This window comes from Listeria grayi, from assembly GCF_900638015.1.
Lineage (GTDB): Bacteria > Bacillota > Bacilli > Lactobacillales > Listeriaceae > Listeria > Listeria grayi.
On record NZ_LR134483.1, the window covers coordinates 2640970 to 2660055 of the forward strand.

General features: G+C 38.7%; 18 protein-coding genes. 7 read left to right on the plus strand and 11 right to left on the minus strand.

Annotated elements, in window-relative coordinates; translation table 11 throughout:
• Positions 1–332: 332 nt before the first annotated feature.
• Positions 333–1625, plus strand: a complete 1293-nt coding sequence (locus tag EL241_RS13040) for a GHKL domain-containing protein (RefSeq protein ID WP_170166166.1) — start codon at positions 333–335, stop codon at positions 1623–1625.
• Positions 1626–1691: 66 nt separating this feature from the next.
• Here EL241_RS13040 and EL241_RS13045 read toward each other — a convergent pair whose 3' ends face one another.
• From EL241_RS13045 to EL241_RS13090, 10 genes are all read right to left on the minus strand, one after another.
• On the minus strand, positions 1692–2441 hold the full coding sequence (locus EL241_RS13045) for a WxL domain-containing protein (RefSeq protein WP_036105460.1): 750 nt from the start codon (positions 2439–2441) through the stop codon (positions 1692–1694).
• Positions 2442–2565: 124 nt separating this feature from the next.
• The gene (locus EL241_RS13050) at positions 2566–3594 is read right to left on the minus strand and encodes a WxLIP family cell surface protein (RefSeq protein WP_036105457.1); all 1029 of its coding nucleotides are present in this window, start codon (positions 3592–3594) and stop codon (positions 2566–2568) included.
• Between the two features lie 24 nt (positions 3595–3618).
• On the minus strand, positions 3619–5454 hold the full coding sequence (locus EL241_RS13055; RefSeq protein WP_170166167.1) for a WxL domain-containing protein: 1836 nt from the start codon (positions 5452–5454) through the stop codon (positions 3619–3621).
• Between the two features lie 478 nt (positions 5455–5932).
• Positions 5933–6931, minus strand: a complete 999-nt coding sequence (locus tag EL241_RS13060; protein ID WP_036105444.1) for a DUF4003 family protein — start codon at positions 6929–6931, stop codon at positions 5933–5935.
• 114 nt (positions 6932–7045) lie between these two features.
• Complete coding sequence (gene tuf, locus EL241_RS13065; RefSeq protein WP_036105441.1) at positions 7046–8233, minus strand: elongation factor Tu; 1188 nt, start codon at positions 8231–8233, stop codon at positions 7046–7048.
• 105 nt (positions 8234–8338) lie between these two features.
• Positions 8339–10426 (minus strand): elongation factor G, encoded by a 2088-nt coding sequence (fusA, locus tag EL241_RS13070; RefSeq protein WP_003756996.1) that lies wholly within the window; start codon positions 10424–10426, stop codon positions 8339–8341.
• A gap of 61 nt (positions 10427–10487) precedes the next feature.
• A complete protein-coding gene (gene rpsG / locus EL241_RS13075; protein ID WP_003756995.1) occupies positions 10488–10958 on the minus strand; it encodes a 30S ribosomal protein S7 in 471 nt (156 codons plus the stop codon).
• Positions 10959–10990: 32 nt separating this feature from the next.
• Positions 10991–11404 (minus strand): 30S ribosomal protein S12, encoded by a 414-nt coding sequence (gene rpsL, locus EL241_RS13080; RefSeq protein ID WP_003756993.1) that lies wholly within the window; start codon positions 11402–11404, stop codon positions 10991–10993.
• A gap of 186 nt (positions 11405–11590) precedes the next feature.
• Positions 11591–12418 (minus strand): glycoside hydrolase family 16 protein, encoded by an 828-nt coding sequence (locus EL241_RS13085; protein WP_003756992.1) that lies wholly within the window; start codon positions 12416–12418, stop codon positions 11591–11593.
• Positions 12419–12442: 24 nt separating this feature from the next.
• Positions 12443–13840, minus strand: coding sequence for a deoxyguanosinetriphosphate triphosphohydrolase (locus EL241_RS13090; RefSeq protein ID WP_036105437.1), 1398 nt, complete (start codon positions 13838–13840; stop codon positions 12443–12445).
• A 246-nt stretch (positions 13841–14086) separates the two neighbouring features.
• Here EL241_RS13090 and EL241_RS13095 point away from each other — a divergent pair, with 246 nt between their 5' ends.
• From EL241_RS13095 to EL241_RS13105, 3 genes are all read left to right on the plus strand, one after another.
• A complete protein-coding gene (locus EL241_RS13095; protein WP_036105434.1) occupies positions 14087–14356 on the plus strand; it encodes a hypothetical protein in 270 nt (89 codons plus the stop codon).
• A 305-nt stretch (positions 14357–14661) separates the two neighbouring features.
• Entirely contained in the window at positions 14662–15975 is a 1314-nt protein-coding gene (locus EL241_RS13100) for a PTS sugar transporter subunit IIC (RefSeq protein ID WP_003756983.1), read from the plus strand.
• 32 nt (positions 15976–16007) lie between these two features.
• Complete coding sequence (locus EL241_RS13105) at positions 16008–16316, plus strand: PTS sugar transporter subunit IIA (RefSeq protein WP_003756981.1); 309 nt, start codon at positions 16008–16010, stop codon at positions 16314–16316.
• Between the two features lie 41 nt (positions 16317–16357).
• On the opposite strand, the gene EL241_RS13110 is transcribed toward EL241_RS13105, so the two are convergent.
• Entirely contained in the window at positions 16358–16897 is a 540-nt protein-coding gene (locus tag EL241_RS13110; protein WP_003756979.1) for a TetR/AcrR family transcriptional regulator, read from the minus strand.
• Between the two features lie 154 nt (positions 16898–17051).
• Between EL241_RS13110 and EL241_RS13115 the strand changes: the two genes are divergently transcribed.
• From EL241_RS13115 to EL241_RS13125, 3 genes are read left to right on the plus strand one after another with little or no spacing between them, the layout of a single operon-like run.
• The gene (locus EL241_RS13115) at positions 17052–17792 is read left to right on the plus strand and encodes an SDR family oxidoreductase (protein WP_036105431.1); all 741 of its coding nucleotides are present in this window, start codon (positions 17052–17054) and stop codon (positions 17790–17792) included.
• Between the two features lie 31 nt (positions 17793–17823).
• The gene (locus tag EL241_RS13120; protein WP_126320656.1) at positions 17824–18723 is read left to right on the plus strand and encodes an SDR family oxidoreductase; all 900 of its coding nucleotides are present in this window, start codon (positions 17824–17826) and stop codon (positions 18721–18723) included.
• 15 nt (positions 18724–18738) lie between these two features.
• Complete coding sequence (locus tag EL241_RS13125; RefSeq protein WP_036105428.1) at positions 18739–19071, plus strand: nuclear transport factor 2 family protein; 333 nt, start codon at positions 18739–18741, stop codon at positions 19069–19071.
• The last annotated feature ends 15 nt before the right edge of the window (positions 19072–19086 follow it).

The following is a 19086-nucleotide window of genomic DNA, read 5'->3' on the forward strand; positions in this document are numbered from 1 at the left end:
GCAAAAAATGGTTTCTATGAACAGCTTATCGAAAGGCGGTTCTTTAAGTTATGAGATAAAATGAGATGTAGAATAGGAATGGAGCAAACTTTTTGTAATATTATTAATGTGTCCAACCTTTCTACAGAAGTATTTTTTCCAAATTCTAATTAAAAGCACCGCTATTTTTCTCTCTTTTATAGCATCCTCAAATTAACCTTACCTAACTTAATTATATCTAAACAACATATGGCCCAAAAAATCTATTACTTTACATTTAGAACTATTTAATGGGAATTGTTCCAATTATAGGCATTGATCTAAATTATTATTATTTTGGAGGAAAGTATTTCATGTATATTGGTTCATTCACTTTCATGTATATAATTTATTTTTTTTGTATGCTACTTTTTTTAAAAGAAATAAATATGTTCAGCAAGAGAGAATATATTATTCTCAATCTCATTGCTATTTCTTATTTCTCCTACATTATTATTCTTTTAGCACTCAATAAAAGCTGGGGATGGGGAAGTACTATACTTCTCATGTTTATTTATCTTTATGTAGCTATAATAGGATATCATCGCGTAGGAAACTTTTTTACTACTAGTATAATTGCTGTCTTAGCTCATTATCTCCCTTTAACTTTATGGACAATATCTACTGTTACAACATTTCTCATTAGCCAAGTCAATTACGCATTATTTCTAATCACTTTGAATGTTGTTAACGGCATTTTGATTTATCTCGTGTTTCGACTTATTATCAAAATTGAAAAAAAATACAACTTTTTTCAATTGCTTTTCTCAACGCAAAAGAAAAATATAAAATCTGGTGTTTTTTATTTTATATTTTTTGAACTGGTCGAGATTTTAAGTTTAAACCTCTTTCCGGTATTTTCAGGAAAATTTCAGATTGTTTTATTCTTAACACTTCTTTGTATCTCTTTTTCTTTGTTTAGCGTCTATATGATGTATAAAATTCAAATTCAAAACCAGCAACTGCTGAACCATGAAATGAATTTTTCTAAAATCGAGAAAGGCGTGGAGGACTCTCTGGGATTCAAACATGATTTAAATAATATTATCGCCTCTATCAGATATTTAATAAAGAATAATAAAATAGAGGAGGCTATTCTACTTATCGATGAGGTTGAGGCTTTTGAAAAGACTCTCTCCTTCCAATCCTATAAAAATATTGAAAAAATTTATTCCACTCCTCTTAAAGGACTATTTGTTTCTGAAATAGAAAAGATGGAAAAGCTGGGTATTGAATTTAACATAGTTATTGATAAACCCGTTTCAAATATCGGCATTAATATCATTGATGCTATTCGAATACTGAGTATCCTGATAGATAATGCAATTGAAGCTGCTTCCCTGTCTTACATTCCTAAAATCAGTATAAAAATAACAACTAGATCCGACTCCAATTTGGAAATAATCATACAAAATACGTTGGCTGAAAGTCAAAACAATATTGATCTAAAAGCAATAATGTTGCCTAATAAAAGTTCAAAAGGTCCCGGACGAGGTTTAGGATTATCTAACCTGAAAAAAATTTGTAATCGTTATAATAATATTAATTATAGTTTTTCCATCATTAATGACAATTTCCGTGCTACGCTCTATATATCTTTATCATAAGAAACCGAATATAAAAACAGACTCATTCCCATTCGCAATGAGTCTGTTTTTATTGGTTTTTCTAGGTTAGTCCGGAGTATCTGTTAAAATCCAAGTTAAATTAGTTGTATACGTCGATTCTTTTTCTTTTGCTGATACCCCAGGTACTTTTAGCGCAATGCTTTTATCTGCGTTACTTTCTGTACCAAAAGAGTTGATCCAAGTGGACATCCCTTCATCTTGTTTCGCAACTACAACATCTTGCGAAGGTCCTGTTCCTCCGTTCTCCCCAGGAACCAAATTAATTTCTTGACTAACTTGAGAAGGTGCTTTTGCTTTGTTGGAGGCTGCTGTTTTAACGACCCCATTTTTAATGCTGATGCTCGCGCCTTTTAGCTCTTTATTATTTGTATTGGTCAATTGCTGTTCTTGTCGCACTTGTACTTTCCAACCAGCATTTGTCCCCCTCTTATCTGTAACTTGTATAAAATTGGGAACTTCGATAGAATTTCCGTTGCTATCTTTTAATACATCCAATTTAGCATAATATGTTTTATCTTCCGATGAGATTTTTTGTTTACCGAAGTGGAAATTAGATACATAATCAATACTTAGTGGACCTTCTGTACCACTAGGAGCATCTGGATCTACCGGCTTGACTGGATTATTTGGATCCGGTTTAATCGGATTTAGGGGATCTACCGGGCTAGTATCTTGTTCAAAAGTAATATCTCCTTTCGTTTGTACTTGTCCTCCATCTGCTGCAAAAACTGCCTGTCCTGTGCTTGCCACTAATAGGGATGACAAAGCACATAATGCCATTAATTTCTTTTTCATAATATCTTCTCCTTTATGTTTGTTTGAATTTAAAATAGGGTGAAATTTCCTTATTTTTACCATTTCAATTATAAAAGTTAGATTTTTTACAGTCGGGATATATCTATAAACCCACGTAACGAACTTATTCATTTTGATTTACTTGATCCTCTTCCTTCTTCCGTCTGATAAGAAGAAAAATAAGGAATAAGATTATCAATAGACATACGATGATTACTACCCATAACCAATTGAAAGTAGAATCTTTTACTTGATCGACAGATGACTTATTAAGTTTTTCAACACCCCCTTTAATTTTGAATTCTTTATTGAAATACCATGTCCCTAATTCATTTGTTGCTTTTCCTTTAAAAACATAGGTGCCTTTTTTAAAATTTCGATCATTTAAAGGAATAGCGAAATCAAAATTTGAGTTAGGTGCCATTCGTAGGTTTTCAGCTTTTCTAGAGTAAAGAGGCTTTTTCAGATTATTAGCGCGATAGACATATCCCTCTATTTTTAAGTGCTTCATAATTTTTGCTTTTGGATTTTGAATATTCGCCAAAAAGGCATTTTTATAATTTACTTGTCCAGCTTTCACAGAAGTTAGTTGTAGTTTAGGTTGAACTCGGTCATTTGTTTCTTTTAAAGATACTCCAACAATGTACGCATAAGAATTGGTAATTTCAACATTTCCGTCATCCTTAGCTGTTTTTTTATTTTGTGCTTCTTGAAAATGAATTCCTCCTAAAATAATACCTTTATACTTTTCTTTAGGCATCTTTAAACTTAATGAGATTGTTTTTGTTTCATGTGCTTTTAATTTAACTTCATGTGGTACATACATTAACTCATTAAACTTATACTTCAATGTGTTATCTGCTTTTCTAGGAGTTACACCATAATCAATAATCCCATTAATATTAGTAGTTGCAGGATTTGTCTTTATTTGTACAGTGATGTCCATAGCTTTGTTATTTCTTAATTTCACTTTTAGATTTTGATTTTGATTTGGCTTCATTTTTAAGTCAAAATACGTTTTTGTCTTATCTATCTGATTTGTCGGCATAATTGTTTCAACCGAAAAGTTCATTGGAGCAGCTTTGGTAGGGTTAGAATGGAGGAAGGCTATGCTGACTAAGGCAACAAACAATGCAAATATTAATTTTTTCAATTTGAGCTTCCTTTCCTTAATAAATTACGGTGCATCAACGAGTGACCATTGTATCTGAGTGTTATAGGTGCCTGGTTCTTTAGGAGATGTGCCTGGAATTTGAAGGGAGATACTTTCTTTAGCTTGTGTCAAGGTGTTTCCGAATCGAAGAGACCAGATTCCTTTCCCTTCGCCTGATTTTGCAACAGCAATTTCAGATGTAATTCCAGGTGTTAATGTTATTTTTTCTATGGTAGAAGGTCTTTTTCCTGTTCCTGATGTATTAAACACAGGGTTTTCCAATGAAATTTCTGTCCCTTCCAGTTTATGACCTGAATTGGTAAAGGGAGAAACTTGCATAGCTTGTAATTTCCAGCCGTTTTGATTCTCCCTTTTATCGACAATTTGCAAAAAACCCGGTGTTTCTATTACTTTTCCAGAACTGTCTTTTAGCTGGTCTAGCGCAGCATTATATATTTTATCTGAAGCAGTAATTTTTTGGGTTCCAAAGTGGAAGTTTGAAATATAAGTAATTCCCAATATATTATCTAAAGAAGAGTTTGAATCCATAGGGGTTAGGGGGCTATTTGGATTAGGAGATAATGGATTTTCAATACCAATCTTTTTAACATTTACAGTTAGTGCAACTTCAAAATTTGCTTCTTTTCCGTTAACTAATGTTTCACTAACCAAAACATTTCCTGTTTTCGTTCCTGCTGTATTAGTACTAGGATAGGTCAGGACTTTTTTCACTTTCACGTTTGAAAGACCCGTATTTATATTTTTTGCCAATTCATTCACTCTAGTTTGGGAGTCATACTGCTCTGCTGTGATGCTTAAGGCTTTTAAATTATTGTATTGTAGATACTCAATTTTATTGTCTACGATTTGATAATAGACTGTCTTTAAATTCAGATTTTGAAAATAACCAAGTTCGGGAGATAATTTAGTTGGATAACCTATCTTTCTGGTATTCCATTTTTTATTTTTCGAACCATTTTCTGCACTCCATACGCTGATTACATCCCCACTCTCCACTTCTAGCTCTCCAGTATTATTTGCAAAACTAGGAACAACTTTTTTTACAAGCTCAGTCCCTTTAAAACTGTACGCGTATTTATTATAAGTGGATAATAATTTATCAGTATTTTCAGTGACCCTATACTGTGTAAACGTCGAATAGGTGCTCGGAAATCTGCTGTGTGCCGCCACATTCTGTGTATTGTGTGTATTTCCATAATTACTGATTAGATACTTTTTGCCATCGTGCTGATTAAGTGTATATGTGATAGCTGTTCGAACGGGGTATTGATCATCACTAGTATCAATTACTTGAATCCCTCCTACAGATATAGCCTCCCCCCACACCACTCGAGTTGGCACATTAACGGTAATCGTCTTCTCGGTAGATAATTGAGTTACTAAAACAGTAGTAACGCCTGTATTTTTAATGTCGTTTAACTCTAGCCTGTTGATGTTAGTTGATTTTACAAATGTAACGGTGTAATCATTGCTGCTGATTTCATTACCAGAGCTATCTTTTACCTCTTTTACGAACGTTTTTAAATTCATATCTTTATAAAGAAACCCTAGCGGCACCAGCTGAGAAACAGCTTTAGCGGTTATTCCTTCATCCGCATCCTCTTTTAGTAAGCTTTTTTTTATATTGGAAGTGGATTCTTTATTTTGATTATTTGATTTATCCTCGTCTGCATCTAGCTGATTTTTTTCTGGCAATTTCTCAGGAAGCTTTTCTTTCGTTACTTCTGAAGTCACGGGCTTAGAATTACCAATTTCTGTATTTGCTGAAGCTTGAATAATTGGCCTATGCATGGATAAAATAATAATAACTATTACAAGTAAACAAAAACATTTGCGCATCTTCTTTCCCCCATCCTTATACAATAAATTTCTCATATCTTTCTTGCATAACTATATTCTCATATCCCATTAAATAAAAAAGGAATTTCAAGCAAGTTACACTCCGTTTAGATCAACAAACAAAAAAATTCAACTTTTTATTAAAATGTTGATGCAAACATGGGCGAAAAAGGAGCAACAATTTATAAGCATTGTTACAAAGGTAAAGTGAATCTATTGTGATAGCGTCCTATGTTTTACTTCCGGAAATAGAATTCGCTATTTTGGTGCACGGCATGTTAAATTTCTTTCTTAGTGATAAGATGACTTAAAGTTAGGTTAGTCAACTTTATGTAGCATTAATAAAAAAGAAAAGGAGGCATAAAATTATCTTCCGCCTAAAATAACAGATAGCAGCCAAAAAAAACGCATGAAATCACCATCTCAAAATGGTTCTCATGCGATTTTCTCATTATTTTTATGGCCCTAGCATCTTTTACTAATCCCCACCACTCGAAGCAGCGGATGAGCTCGCCGCTGCCGCGCTCGCTAAAGCAGCCTGTTCGATCGCGATCAGCAGATTCATATTGACCATTAGTCCCTCGACTTGTTGCTGATCCATATGACCAATCTCATTTTCTATATAAAGGCTAATTGCGATTGCTGTTTGAAACTTTCGATTGAATCTCAGTACAGGCAGTTTCTTTAATGCTTCAATCAATTTGGCAAGAAACTTGCCATCAAGTTTTTGTTCTCCTAATGCAAAAGCCATGATACCAACACCAGAATAATGCAGTTCTGTGATCTTAATACGCTCTTTATCTAATGCTGCCAATACTTTTTTGACTTGTTCGATATATGCTTTTTGCTTCTCGCCATAAAGCAATGTACCCGTCGCCGCCAGAAACTGAAGGCCGTTGCTCTTGCGCAGCTTCAGGTCTGCGAAAGCCTGATAGTAATATTCGGTTACTTCAGCAATTTCCTGAACTGTCATATCGGTATCCAATTGGGCCAGCATGACGCTGGTAGTGATATCTTCAGCACCAGTCAGAAATGGATGATCTGCTTTTAATGCTAGGTATATTTCACGAGCTCTACATATAACAGCTCTGGTTTCTTCCTTGTTTTCCAACAATAAGTACGCCGCAAAATAGGTATATTCTGTGCGTTGAAACTTAGCATCGATGAGCTGTTTGTAAAAGCTTACTAGGCGTTGGGCAGCTATCGGACTTCCTTCTCCACTTGCAACCAACAACCCGGCTAAAGATGCTCGTATATTCGTTGTGAGGGTCGTAAATACACCGGTTTCTTCTTTTAAGTATCGGTTCATCGCCACGAATTTCTCTACATCCAATTCGGCTTCTTCCTTCATAAATAAACGCGCGATCAGATATCTGATACGCTTATCTACAAAAGTTACTTTCGCCTTGTTCAAGGTATCGTAATTATCACGCAATTTTTCTGCGAGCTGCATTTCTTGCGAATTAAAATCTGTCATTCTCACTGCTCCTTTTGCGAATACGTTTTCTCTATTATAAAGGAAATAGATGCCTAAATGCTAATTAAAAAAGACCGATGAGGGAATGCCTCATCGGTCTTTATATTTAAGAGATTATTTATCGATTGTAGTTACAACGCCTGAACCTACAGTACGTCCACCTTCACGGATGGAGAAACGAGTACCGTCTTCGATAGCGATTGGAGCGATCAATTCAACAGCTAATTCAATGTTATCACCAGGCATAACCATTTCAGTACCTTCTGGCAAAGTAACAATACCTGTTACGTCAGTTGTACGGAAATAGAATTGTGGACGATAGTTGTTGAAGAATGGAGTGTGACGTCCACCTTCTTCTTTAGTTAAAACATAAGTTTCAGCTTTGAAAGTAGTGTGTGGAGTGATCGAACCTGGTTTAGCAAGTACTTGTCCACGTTGGATGTCTTCACGTGCAACACCACGTAAAAGTGCACCGATGTTATCGCCTGCTTCAGCATAGTCAAGTAACTTACGGAACATTTCTACTCCAGTTACAACAACTTTTTTGCTTTCTTCAGAGATACCGATAACGTCTACTTCGTCACCAACTTTGATTGTTCCACGTTCAACACGACCAGTTGCAACTGTTCCACGACCAGTGATTGAGAATACATCCTCAACTGGCATCATGAATGGTTTGTCGTGGTCACGTTCTGGAGTTGGGATGTAAGAATCAACAGCGTCCATCAATTCGTTGATTTTTTCTTCCCATTCTGCTTCGCCTTCAAGAGCTTTAAGTGCAGAACCTTTAACTACAGGAATGTCATCACCAGGGAATTCGTATTCAGAAAGTAAGTCACGAACTTCCATTTCAACTAATTCAAGTAATTCTTCGTCATCCACCATGTCGCATTTGTTTAAGAATACAACGATGTATGGAACACCTACGTTACGAGAAAGCAAGATGTGTTCACGAGTTTGTGGCATTGGGCCATCAGCAGCAGATACTACTAAGATAGCTCCGTCCATTTGTGCAGCACCAGTGATCATGTTTTTAACATAGTCAGCGTGTCCTGGGCAGTCTACGTGTGCGTAGTGACGGTTTTCAGTTTCGTACTCAACGTGAGCTGTAGAGATTGTAATACCACGTTCACGTTCTTCTGGAGCACCATCGATTTGGTCATATGCAGAAGCTTCTGCAAAACCTTTCTTAGATAGTACAGTTGTGATTGCAGCTGTTAAAGTAGTTTTACCATGGTCAACGTGTCCGATTGTACCAACGTTAACATGGGGTTTAGAACGGTCATATTTTGCTTTTGCCATTTTAAATGAATCCTCCTTAAGGGTTTATAATTATATTTCAAACAAGTAATCTTGTCCGAAAGACCTTTATATTGTAGTTATACTGCATCTGGGGGAAAAAAGCAATTAATCTTCTTTATTTCCGCCGCCATTTGCTTTGATAATTTCTTCTGAGATAGACTTAGGTGTTTCTTCATAGTGGTCAAATTGCATTGTATAAGTGCCTCGACCTTGTGTAGAAGAACGTAAGTCTGTCGCATAACCGAACATGTTTGCAAGTGGAACAAAAGCGTGAACAACTTGAGCGTTGCCGCGAGCTTCCATACCTTCTACGCGTCCACGACGGCTAGTGATGTTACCCATGATATCTCCTAGATATTCTTCTGGGATAACGACTTCAACAGTCATGATCGGTTCTAATAGAACTGGATCACATTTTTTAGCAGCATTACGTAGTGCCATGCTGGCAGCAACTTTAAATGCCATTTCGTTGGAGTCGACATCATGGTAAGAACCATCATAAAGTTTTGCTTTGATGTCAATAAGTGGGAATCCTGCAAGCACACCGTTATCCAATGCACCTTCAAGGCCCGCTTGAACTGCTGGGATGTATTCACGTGGAACAACACCACCGACAATCGCGTTTTCAAATTCAAAACCTTTACCTTCTTCGTTAGGGCTGAATTCAATCCAAACGTGACCGTATTGACCACGACCACCAGATTGACGAACGAATTTACCTTCAACTTGAGCAGATTTACGGAACGTTTCACGGTAAGAAACTTGTGGGTTACCAACATTAGCTTCTACGCGGAATTCACGTTTCATACGGTCTACCAAGATATCAAGGTGAAGTTCACCCATACCAGAAATGATAGTTTGTCCAGTTTCTGTGTTTGTTTCGGTACGGAACGTTGGATCTTCTTCTGCAAGTTTAGCAAGCGCTTGGCTCATCTTATCTTGGTCAGCTTTAGATTTTGGTTCGATCGCAACAGAGATAACTGGTTCTGGGAATTCCATGGATTCTAAGATGATTTGATCTTTTTCATCACAAAGCGTGTCCCCAGTAGTTGTGTCTTTCAAGCCAACAGCTGCAGCGATATCACCGGAATAAACAATATCGATTTCCTCACGGTGGTTAGCATGCATTTGTAGGATACGTCCGACACGTTCGCGTTTACCTTTTGTAGAGTTTTGTACGTAAGAACCGGAGTTCAAAGTACCGGAATAAACGCGGAAGAAAGTTAGACGGCCAACATAAGGGTCAGTCATAACTTTAAATGCTAACGAAGAGAATGGTTCGCTATCGTCAGCGTGACGTGCTGCTTCTTCACCATCAGGTAAAACACCTTTGATCGAAGGTACGTCAGTTGGTGCTGGAAGGTAATCTAGAACAGCATCAAGCATTGGTTGTACACCTTTGTTTTTGAATGCTGTACCACATACTACTGGATAGAATTCAACTGCAAGTGTTCCTTTACGGATCGCTGCTTTGAGTTCATCTTTCGTAATTTCTTCACCTTCCAGATATTTCATCATTAGTTCTTCATCAAGTTCTGCAACAGCCTCGATTAGTTTACCATGATATTCATCTGCAAGATCTTTAAGATCCTCAGGAATCTCTTTGATATGCGGATCATTACCTAGATCATCTTCATAATATAATGCGTTCATTTCGATTAAGTCGATGATACCTTGAAAATCATCTTCGGCACCGATCGGCAATTGAATTGGATGCGCATTAGCATCAAGACGGTCATGCAATGTTTTAACAGAGTACAAGAAATCTGCACCGATTTTGTCCATTTTGTTGACAAATACTACGCGGGGAACCCCGTAAGTAGTAGCTTGGCGCCAAACTGTTTCTGTTTGTGGTTCCACGCCCGATTGTGCATCAAGTACTGCGACTGCACCATCAAGTACACGAAGGGAACGTTCTACTTCAACTGTGAAGTCTACGTGTCCTGGAGTATCGATGATATTTACGCGGTACCCTTTCCATTGGGCTGTTGTCGCAGCAGAAGTGATTGTGATACCACGTTCTTGCTCTTGCTCCATCCAGTCCATTTGAGAAGCACCTTCATGGGTTTCACCAATTTTGTGAATACGCCCTGTATAGAAAAGGATACGTTCCGTAGTAGTAGTTTTACCCGCATCGATGTGCGCCATAATACCAATATTACGAGTCTTTTCTAAGGAGAACTCTCTAGCCATGTTGTCTTTCTCCTTCCATCAAACTTATTAGGCAACGAATTGCCCTTGTTTACGAATAATCTTACCAGCGGTAGTGAGCGAATGCTTTGTTCGCTTCTGCCATTTTGTGTGTATCTTCGCGTTTCTTCACAGAAGCACCAGTATTGTTAGCTGCATCCATGATCTCACGAGCTAGGCGAAGTTCCATTGTTTTTTCACCACGAAGACGAGAGTAGTTAACTAACCAACGCAATCCAAGTGTAGTACGACGATCCGCACGAACTTCGATCGGAACTTGATAGTTTGCACCACCAACACGACGAGCTTTTACTTCAAGAACTGGCATGATGTTTTTAAGCGCTTGTTCATACACTTCCATTGGATCATTTCCAGTTTCTTCTTTAATGATATCAAACGCAGCATACAAGATAGCTTGTGATTTTCCACGTTTTCCGTCTACCATCATTTTATTGATCAAACGAGTTACCAATTTGGAATTATAAATCGGATCTGGTAACACGTCACGTTTAGCAACAGGACCTTTACGAGGCATTAGATATCCTCCTTTCTTTAATTAGATAATTATTATTTTTTTGGTTTTTTAGTACCGTATTTAGAACGGCCTTGTCCTCTATTTTCAACACCAGCTGTATCAAGAGCACCACGAACGATGTGATAACGTACCCCTGGTAAATCTTTTACACGTCCACCACGAATAAGAACAACACTGTGTTCTTGCAAGTTGTGTCCGATCCCAGGAATGTAAGCTGTTACTTCGATACCATTACTCAAACGAACACGAGCATACTTACGTAATGCGGAGTTCGGTTTTTTAGGAGTCATAGTACCTACACGAGTACATACACCACGTTTTTGTGGAGAATTAACAGTAGTCAATTCTTTTTTGAAGCTGTTAAAGCCTCTGTTCAATGCAGGTGATGTAGATTTTTTTCCTTTAGATTGACGCGGTTTGCGAACTAATTGGTTAATTGTAGGCATTAGTCAGTTTCCTCCTCTCTTCATTTAGTAGTCCCACACATCCAGGTGGTTCATTTTTTAGAAAAAGAAAATTGCTGTAAGAAATAGCGTCCTTACAACATGTTTTGTTTTTCGTCCTCTTTTAGTAGAGGCACCTTGAATATCGTAACACCACTGCATTAAAATGTCAAGGCGCCTTCTGAAATTTTATTGTTTATATGTGCTAGTTACTTTTACATAGTCGATCAGCATTTGTCCTGATTTTTTCGTGGGCAGTTGATCATCGACGTAATCCCCACCGACTGTGAGATTCATGATCACATAGAATTTTTGATCGAATGGTGCCGGTGATGGATATTTTTTGCCATTTGGTTTTGCACTGTACCACTTGGTTTGTGTGTGGTAGACCTTACCATCTACTAACCATTTGATTGCTTTTGGCGACCATTCAACGCTATAAGTGTGCCATTTCCCAAATGTCGTCTTCAATCTTTTGTTAGCCTCTACAAACGTGGAAGCATTCTCGCTCTCCAAATCTGGTTTACCAAAATGCAGCGTGCCTGTGATGAGGTTATTATCTTGCCCTCTTGCTTCCATAATATCTATCTCACCAGATGCTGGCCAAGTGCCGTACGTATCTTTTTTCGGCAACAACCAAAATGCTGGCCAGTAACCTTGTCCTACCGGAAGTTTCATTCTTGCCACGACTCTACCATATCGAAAAGCTTTTTTACTTTGAACAGCGCCACTGATAAATGGTTTTTTATCGGGATTGTTTTTATTTCGTTCTGCTGTAAAAATCAAGTGACCCTCTTTCTCTTTCACATTTTTAGGTGAATAATAAGCTTTTTCATGATTGTAATAGGTCGACTCTAGATAACTCCAATTCTTCTTATCCAATTTCCCGTCATTAAAACGATCTTTGAAAACTACTTTTGGCTGGTTACTTTTGGAATAAACGGCTTCTGTATGAAATGTCATGCTGATTATTACTAAAGAAAGCACGATTATTCCCCACTTACTACTTTTCCCCATTTTTTGCTCCCTCTTTCACTTCTTTTAATCAAGTCCATTAATCGATTGATAGACCGCCTTTGCGTAACTATCGGTCATCCCGCAAATAAAATCGGTCACTAGCAATAAGCGAAGATACAGTTTCATTCTTTCATCTTGCCCTTTCGCGTGTTTTCGATAACAGCCTTTGTAATTATCGGATATCAATGATAATAATCGATTGTTCTTCACCGATTGAAGATGGGCCACAGGACTATCATAATATAAAACAGCAGGAACGAAATTATCTAATAATGACGTAATGATCGCATTTCCAGCTAATTCAGATTCGACCACACCTTGGTCGCGGTAAATATAATTGATCGATAATGCTTGAAGGACCTGCACTAATTGCTGCGCCTCTGAACTGTCGAGCAGTGAATCATTAAAATCGCCAGCCATGATTGCTTTGTAATTTTCATAAAAGACTTCTAATGAGCGATTGATCAACTGGCCACGAACATTAGACGCCAGCCATTGTCCGACGATAAAGCTTTCTTCTTGTCCTTGATAGCGATCATTTTTCTTTTTCAACTCACTGTAGCACGCTGCCGTGACTTTATTATGTTCCGGGAACGCCTCAAACGAGCGCAAGATCTGATTGATCGATACAATCCCTTTTTTGACACCGTCTTCCAGATCTGCATTCAAATAGGCGATATCGTCGGCTACTTCTAATAGGAAAGTAAGCGGATGGCGGTTATCTCCTGCACCAGTCGCCTTAGATACTTCTTGGAAAATATTTTCGTCCGCATAGAAATAACCCAACTTTTTGCTCTTTGTCCGGCGCTTGTCGATATTTAAAGAAGAAACCGGGTATTTGATGATCGCATTTAAAGTTGCATGCGTCAGATTCAAACCATATTCATCAAATAGATAGTGTAGTTTCGAGATCACGCGTAAAACTTGGGCATTCCCTTCGAAATGATAAAAATCCTGTTGCATTTGTTGCGTCAGCATCTCGCTTAGCGGTTTGCCGTTATATTCCAAATTAGCTAGATTGTCTTTAAACCATTCGCGGATACTTTCTTCACCGAAATGACCGAATGGCGGATTCCCCATGTCATGGAGCAAACCGGCACACGCTAATACATCAGCAATTTTTTCCCCTTGTTCTTTCGTGAAATCCGGATCTAGTTCGTCTTCTTTTATTTTATGCGCCACCATGTTCCCCATCGATTTCGCAATTGTCGCCACTTCCATGGAGTGTGTCAGTCTTGTCCGTACGAAATCGCTTTTTTCCAGTGGGAAAATTTGCGCTTTATCTTGTAGCCTCCGAAACGAAGCACTCATTACGATCCTTTGGTAATCATTTTCAAAGGCATTACGGATATCTGTTGTTTTTGAGCGTGTTACGGTAGACTCTCTTCTTCGTTTATCATTCAGTAGTTCTTGCCATTCCATCATGGACACATCCTTTCTCTCTATCTTTGGCGCACTCTCTTTCTATTATACTAGATGCAGCTGGGAATACAAATTTGCCTATATTTTTAACAATTTATAATGTTAAATTGTATACTATTTTATCTTGAAACACCGTTTAAGACAAAAAAACCACCTTTCACGATATTTCTCTTTTTTCCGATTTTTGATATGCTATACTTTTTTCTACAAGATAAAGCTATCATCACTCTACAAAGGGGGAGAACAATGTTATCGAAAAATGAATGGTTCCAGTTATTGATCTGCTTCAATAATGATGACTTGCTTCATATTTCTACTAACGTATCATCTTTAGGTTCCCAACTACACTATCCGGAAGAGATCTTGAACGAAACACTAATATTATTGAAGAAATACGGTTATATCTGGGAAATCTATGAAGAAAACAGCCATTATTATTTACTTACTACTAAAGGGAAGTCTTTGATCTACCGGATAAAAGAAAAATATCATACGCAAATACCATATACTGTCTAAAAAATCGTAACTGCCACTCCTTAATTGGGGTGGCAGTTTTTATTTTATTACACCTGTTCCCCTATCAGTGTAATAAAATACACAGTAAAGGCGCCGATTTGTGTAAATATAAAGCGCTTTAAACAGCCATTTAGAGTTGGCACGGTACTTGCATATATTAATAATGAAAGCGCAATATCGCTTTGATGTTGGGCGATCACCAATCCAGCAGCAGTTGCTGTATAAATAATAACTAGAGGCAAATGAAATCATTTTAAAAAGGGAATGTCGTTCATTTCACCTCTTGGGAAAAAGGAGTTTTATAAATGAATGGTTTTATCGCATTTATGGAAAAATATTTTATTCCGTATGCATCCAAAATCGGTGGTCAACGCCACTTAGTAGCAGTTCGTGATGGTTTCATCGCAACAATGCCGCTAATGATTTTAGGGTCTTTCGCTACACTTATTAATAACCTGCCAATCACTTTCTATCAAAATTTCATGAACAACTTATTTGGGGAAGCGAATTGGAAATCTTTCGGCGGGAATCTTTGGAACGGAACTTTTGCTATCTTAGCATTATTCGTTGCTTTCACAGTAGCGTATAACTTAGCAAAATCGTATGACAAAGATCCATTGTCTGCTGCTGTCGTTTCTGTTTCTTCATTCTTTGCGATCGGTGCTCTTGTGCCAAACAAAGATGGTTTCATGAACTCAGCTGGACTAGGTTCAAGCGGTCTATTCTTAGCACTTATTATCGCTCTTATTTCTACAGAAATCTTTACTCGTTTAAGTGGCAATCCTAAATTGATCATTAAAATGCCTGACGGTGTTCCACCAGCAGTTGCTCGTTCATTCGCAGCATTATTCCCTGCAATGATCACTGTTTCGATTTTCGCATTGATCACAACATTCTTCTTCGCAGCTGGTATTACTGACCTTGTTGGCGAATTCTACAAATTAGTTCAAGAACCATTCATGGGACTTGCAAACACATATCCAGCAGCTTTACTATTAGCATTTATCTCTGCATTCTTATGGTTCTTCGGTCTTCACGGAGCAAACATCATCGATCCATTCATGCAAACGATCAATGCTCCTGCGATCACTGCCAATGCAGCAGCAATCGCAGCTGGTAAAGAAGCACCTTATATCGTAAACAAACCTTTCTTCGATGCTTTCGTAAACATCGGCGGAACTGGGGCTACTCTTGGATTGATCTTAGCTATCTTCATCGTAGCTCGTCGTCACAAAGCTTACCGTACTGTATCCAACTTGAGTGCAGCACCTGGTATTTTCAACATTAACGAACCAATGATGTTCGGTCTGCCGATCGTATTGAACCCGATCATGTTCATTCCTTACATCTTAGCTCCACTTGTGATCGTTTCGATCGCATATGTTGCCACTGCGATCCACTTAGTTCCAGTAGCAACGATCCTTGTTCCATGGACAACTCCGCCAATCATCGGTGGCGTACTTGCTACACAAAGCTGGGCAGGCGGTATCTTAGCTGCAGTCAACCTAGTAGTCGCAACATTGATTTATATTCCATTTGCAAAAGTAGCAGAACTTCAAGAAATTCGTCGCGAAAAAGAAGCTGTTTTAGCAGAAGCACAAGCGGAAACTGTGGAATAAATTTGATTTAACTTTGTAAGGAAGTGTCTGGAATGAATACAGAATTAGAACAAACGATCATGAGTCTGATTGTTTTTGGCGGAAATGCAAAAAGCGATGCCATGCTTGCTATCGAAGCAGCTAAAAAAGGCGACTTTGAACAAGCAGATGCAGGAATCGCTCAAGCAGAAGCGTCCTTATTGGAAGCTCATCACTCCCAAACAAAATTGATCCAAGGGGAGGCGCGTGGTGAACGTACAGAAGTATCTTTACTTCTTGTTCACGCGCAAGACCACTTGATGAACGCCATCACGTTCAAAGACTTGGCGAAAGAGATCGTTGACCTTTATCGCAGTAAATAAATATAAAAAGCGTCCTGAGAAGATCAGGGCGCTTTTTATATTTATTTTTTATCCTCCGAAACGAGCCGCCATACTTTTTCAAACAATGCTTCATATTCCTCATTGCTCCATCTATTAGCGAAATAGGGATTATGAAAATAAATAAATGCGGTAATGATCGCTTGCCCTTCTCCCTTCCATCCACTCACTTCCTCTGCCTTTTCAGCAAGGTGCTGCAAGTGATCTTCCACTAATTCGCCATTTTTTTCTATATAATCTGTATACAAAAAGAACATCCGTTTATCTGTGTGATAAAGTTTCTTTTTCGTATTTGCTAATATCCAAAGCCAGTCATGGAGCGCTTGCTTCCCCGTACTCGTAACGGGGCTTATCCACTCAAATAGTTCTCTAGACGTTTCTTCTAGCCAATGTAGAGCCAATTTCTGAAACAGGTCTTCTTTATTACGATAATGCTTATAAAGCGCGGCATGCGTTACGCCCAAGTTTCTCGCAACATCATAAAGCGTTGTTTTCTCCATACCTTTTTCATACACGATTTTTTCCGTCATCGAAAAAATTTTTTCTTCTGTTAATTTTGCCATTATCTTTTACCTCTCATCTTATTAATACATCTATTCTACCATACTTTTTAAGAAAAAAGTTACAAAACGTTGACAAAGTAACTTAATGGTGTATAATACTATTAAAAGTTACTAATTTAATAAATTGTAACTAAATTTGAAGGAGTGATCACAAATGGCAAATGTAACGAATAAACGAGTAGCGATTGTAACTGGAGGTTCTGGTGGTATCGGGAAGGCAGTTGCAGAAAAGCTCGCAGCAGAAGATTTTGCAGTTGCGGTACATTATTCTGGTAACAAAGCAAAGGCAGACGATTTAGTGAATACGATCGTTGCAAACGGCGGTGAAGCAATCAGCTTCGGTGGAGATGTCGCAGAAGAAGTAGCAATGACAACATTATTCGACGAAGTGGAACATGCTTTTGGCGGTATTGATGTCGTTATCAACACAGCAGGTATCATGCGTTTAAGTCCTGTCGCAGAATTAGATTGGGATATCTTTGATCAAGTTCACCGTACCAATACACGCGGAGCTTTTGTCATTGCAAAAATCGCCTCAAAACGTGTTCGTGAAGGCGGAGCAGTCATTCATTTCTCTACTTCTGTAACACGTACTAATTTCCCGACTTACGCAGCATATGCAGCAAGTAAAGCAGCTGTAGAAACATTGACGAGAATCTCATCTAAAGAGTTACGCGGCAAGAATATTACTGTTAATGCAGTAGCCCCTGGCCCCACTGCTACACCGTTATTCTTAGATGGCAAAGATGAAGAAACGATCGCTAACATCGCTAATGCCAATCCAATGGCACGATTAGGTACGCCGGAAGACATCGCAGAAGTAACTGCTTTTCTTGCGGGTCCAGGTCGCTGGGTAAATGGTCAAGTTGTTTTCGCAAATGGCGGTATGGCTTAAACACATTATTAGATGAAAGAAGGAAATTCAAATGGAACAAGTAATCGTGATCACAGGGGCATCGAGCGGTTTTGGCGCATTGACTGCTCGCGCTCTGGCAAATGCAGGACATATCGTCTATGCTGGAATGCGGGAGACTACTGGGCGGAATGCGGTCAAAGTAAAAGAACTAGAAGTGTTTGCTGAAACAAGTGGTGTTAAGATATCCGCATTAGAAATGGATGTTCTTTCGCAAACTTCCGTCGATAATGCAATAGCGCAAGTAGAAAAAGAACGAGGCCAGATCGACATTATTATCCACAATGCAGGACATATGGTCTCAGGGGCTGCCGAAGCCTTCACACCTGAACAACTGGCTCAGCTTTATGATGTGAATGTCCTATCGACTCAGCGTGTCAACCGTGCTGCTCTTCCGGGAATGCGTAAGCGCCAAGCTGGGCTCATATTATGGGTATCCAGCTCAAGCGTAAAGGGCGGGACACCACCATTTCTCAGCCCTTACTTTGCTGCTAAAGCAGGCATGGACTCACTGGCTGTATCTTATGCAGGAGAGCTTGCTCAATTTGGCATCGAGACCTCGATCATCGTCCCAGGCGCCTTCACTAAGGGCACCAATCACTTTGCTAATTCCGGTCATCCTGCTGACACAAAGATCCAGGCTGAATACGATGCGAAATATCCAGATTTGATGGAAAACATCGGTAAGAAGCTAGCAGAAATAGAACCCGCTGATGCCGATCCTTCCTCTGTAGCTGCAGAGATCGTTCGCATCATTTCTCTTCCTGCCGGCGAACGCCCTTATCGCGTGCATGTCGACCCCACTGATGACGGCTCGAAAGCAGTGTCTGATATCGCCGACCAAAACAGGATCGACTTTTTAAATCGAATCGGTCTAGCGGATTTTTTAAAGACAATAATTCAAGATAACTGATTGGAGGTTTTTTTCATGGTAAACAACGACTTGCCTATGGCGATCCAGCAGTTTATCGCTACAACGAACGTCGGAGATACGCAAGGCTTCCTTTCCCTATTCACAGCAACTGCGCTGATAGATGATTGGGGCAGAAAATTCCACGGTCCAAGCGGCGCTGCTGATTGGAACCGTACAGATAATATGGGCGTAAACGCACACTTCGATCTGGTGACTTTCGCTAAAGAGAAGCCGGACGAGTGGAAAGTTACGTTAAAAGTATCCGGCGACGGTTACAACGGCACAGGACCATTACTTTTCAAACTGGCAGATGATAAAATCGAACAACTGCTTATTATCCCGAACTAAAAAAGAACCCGCTGC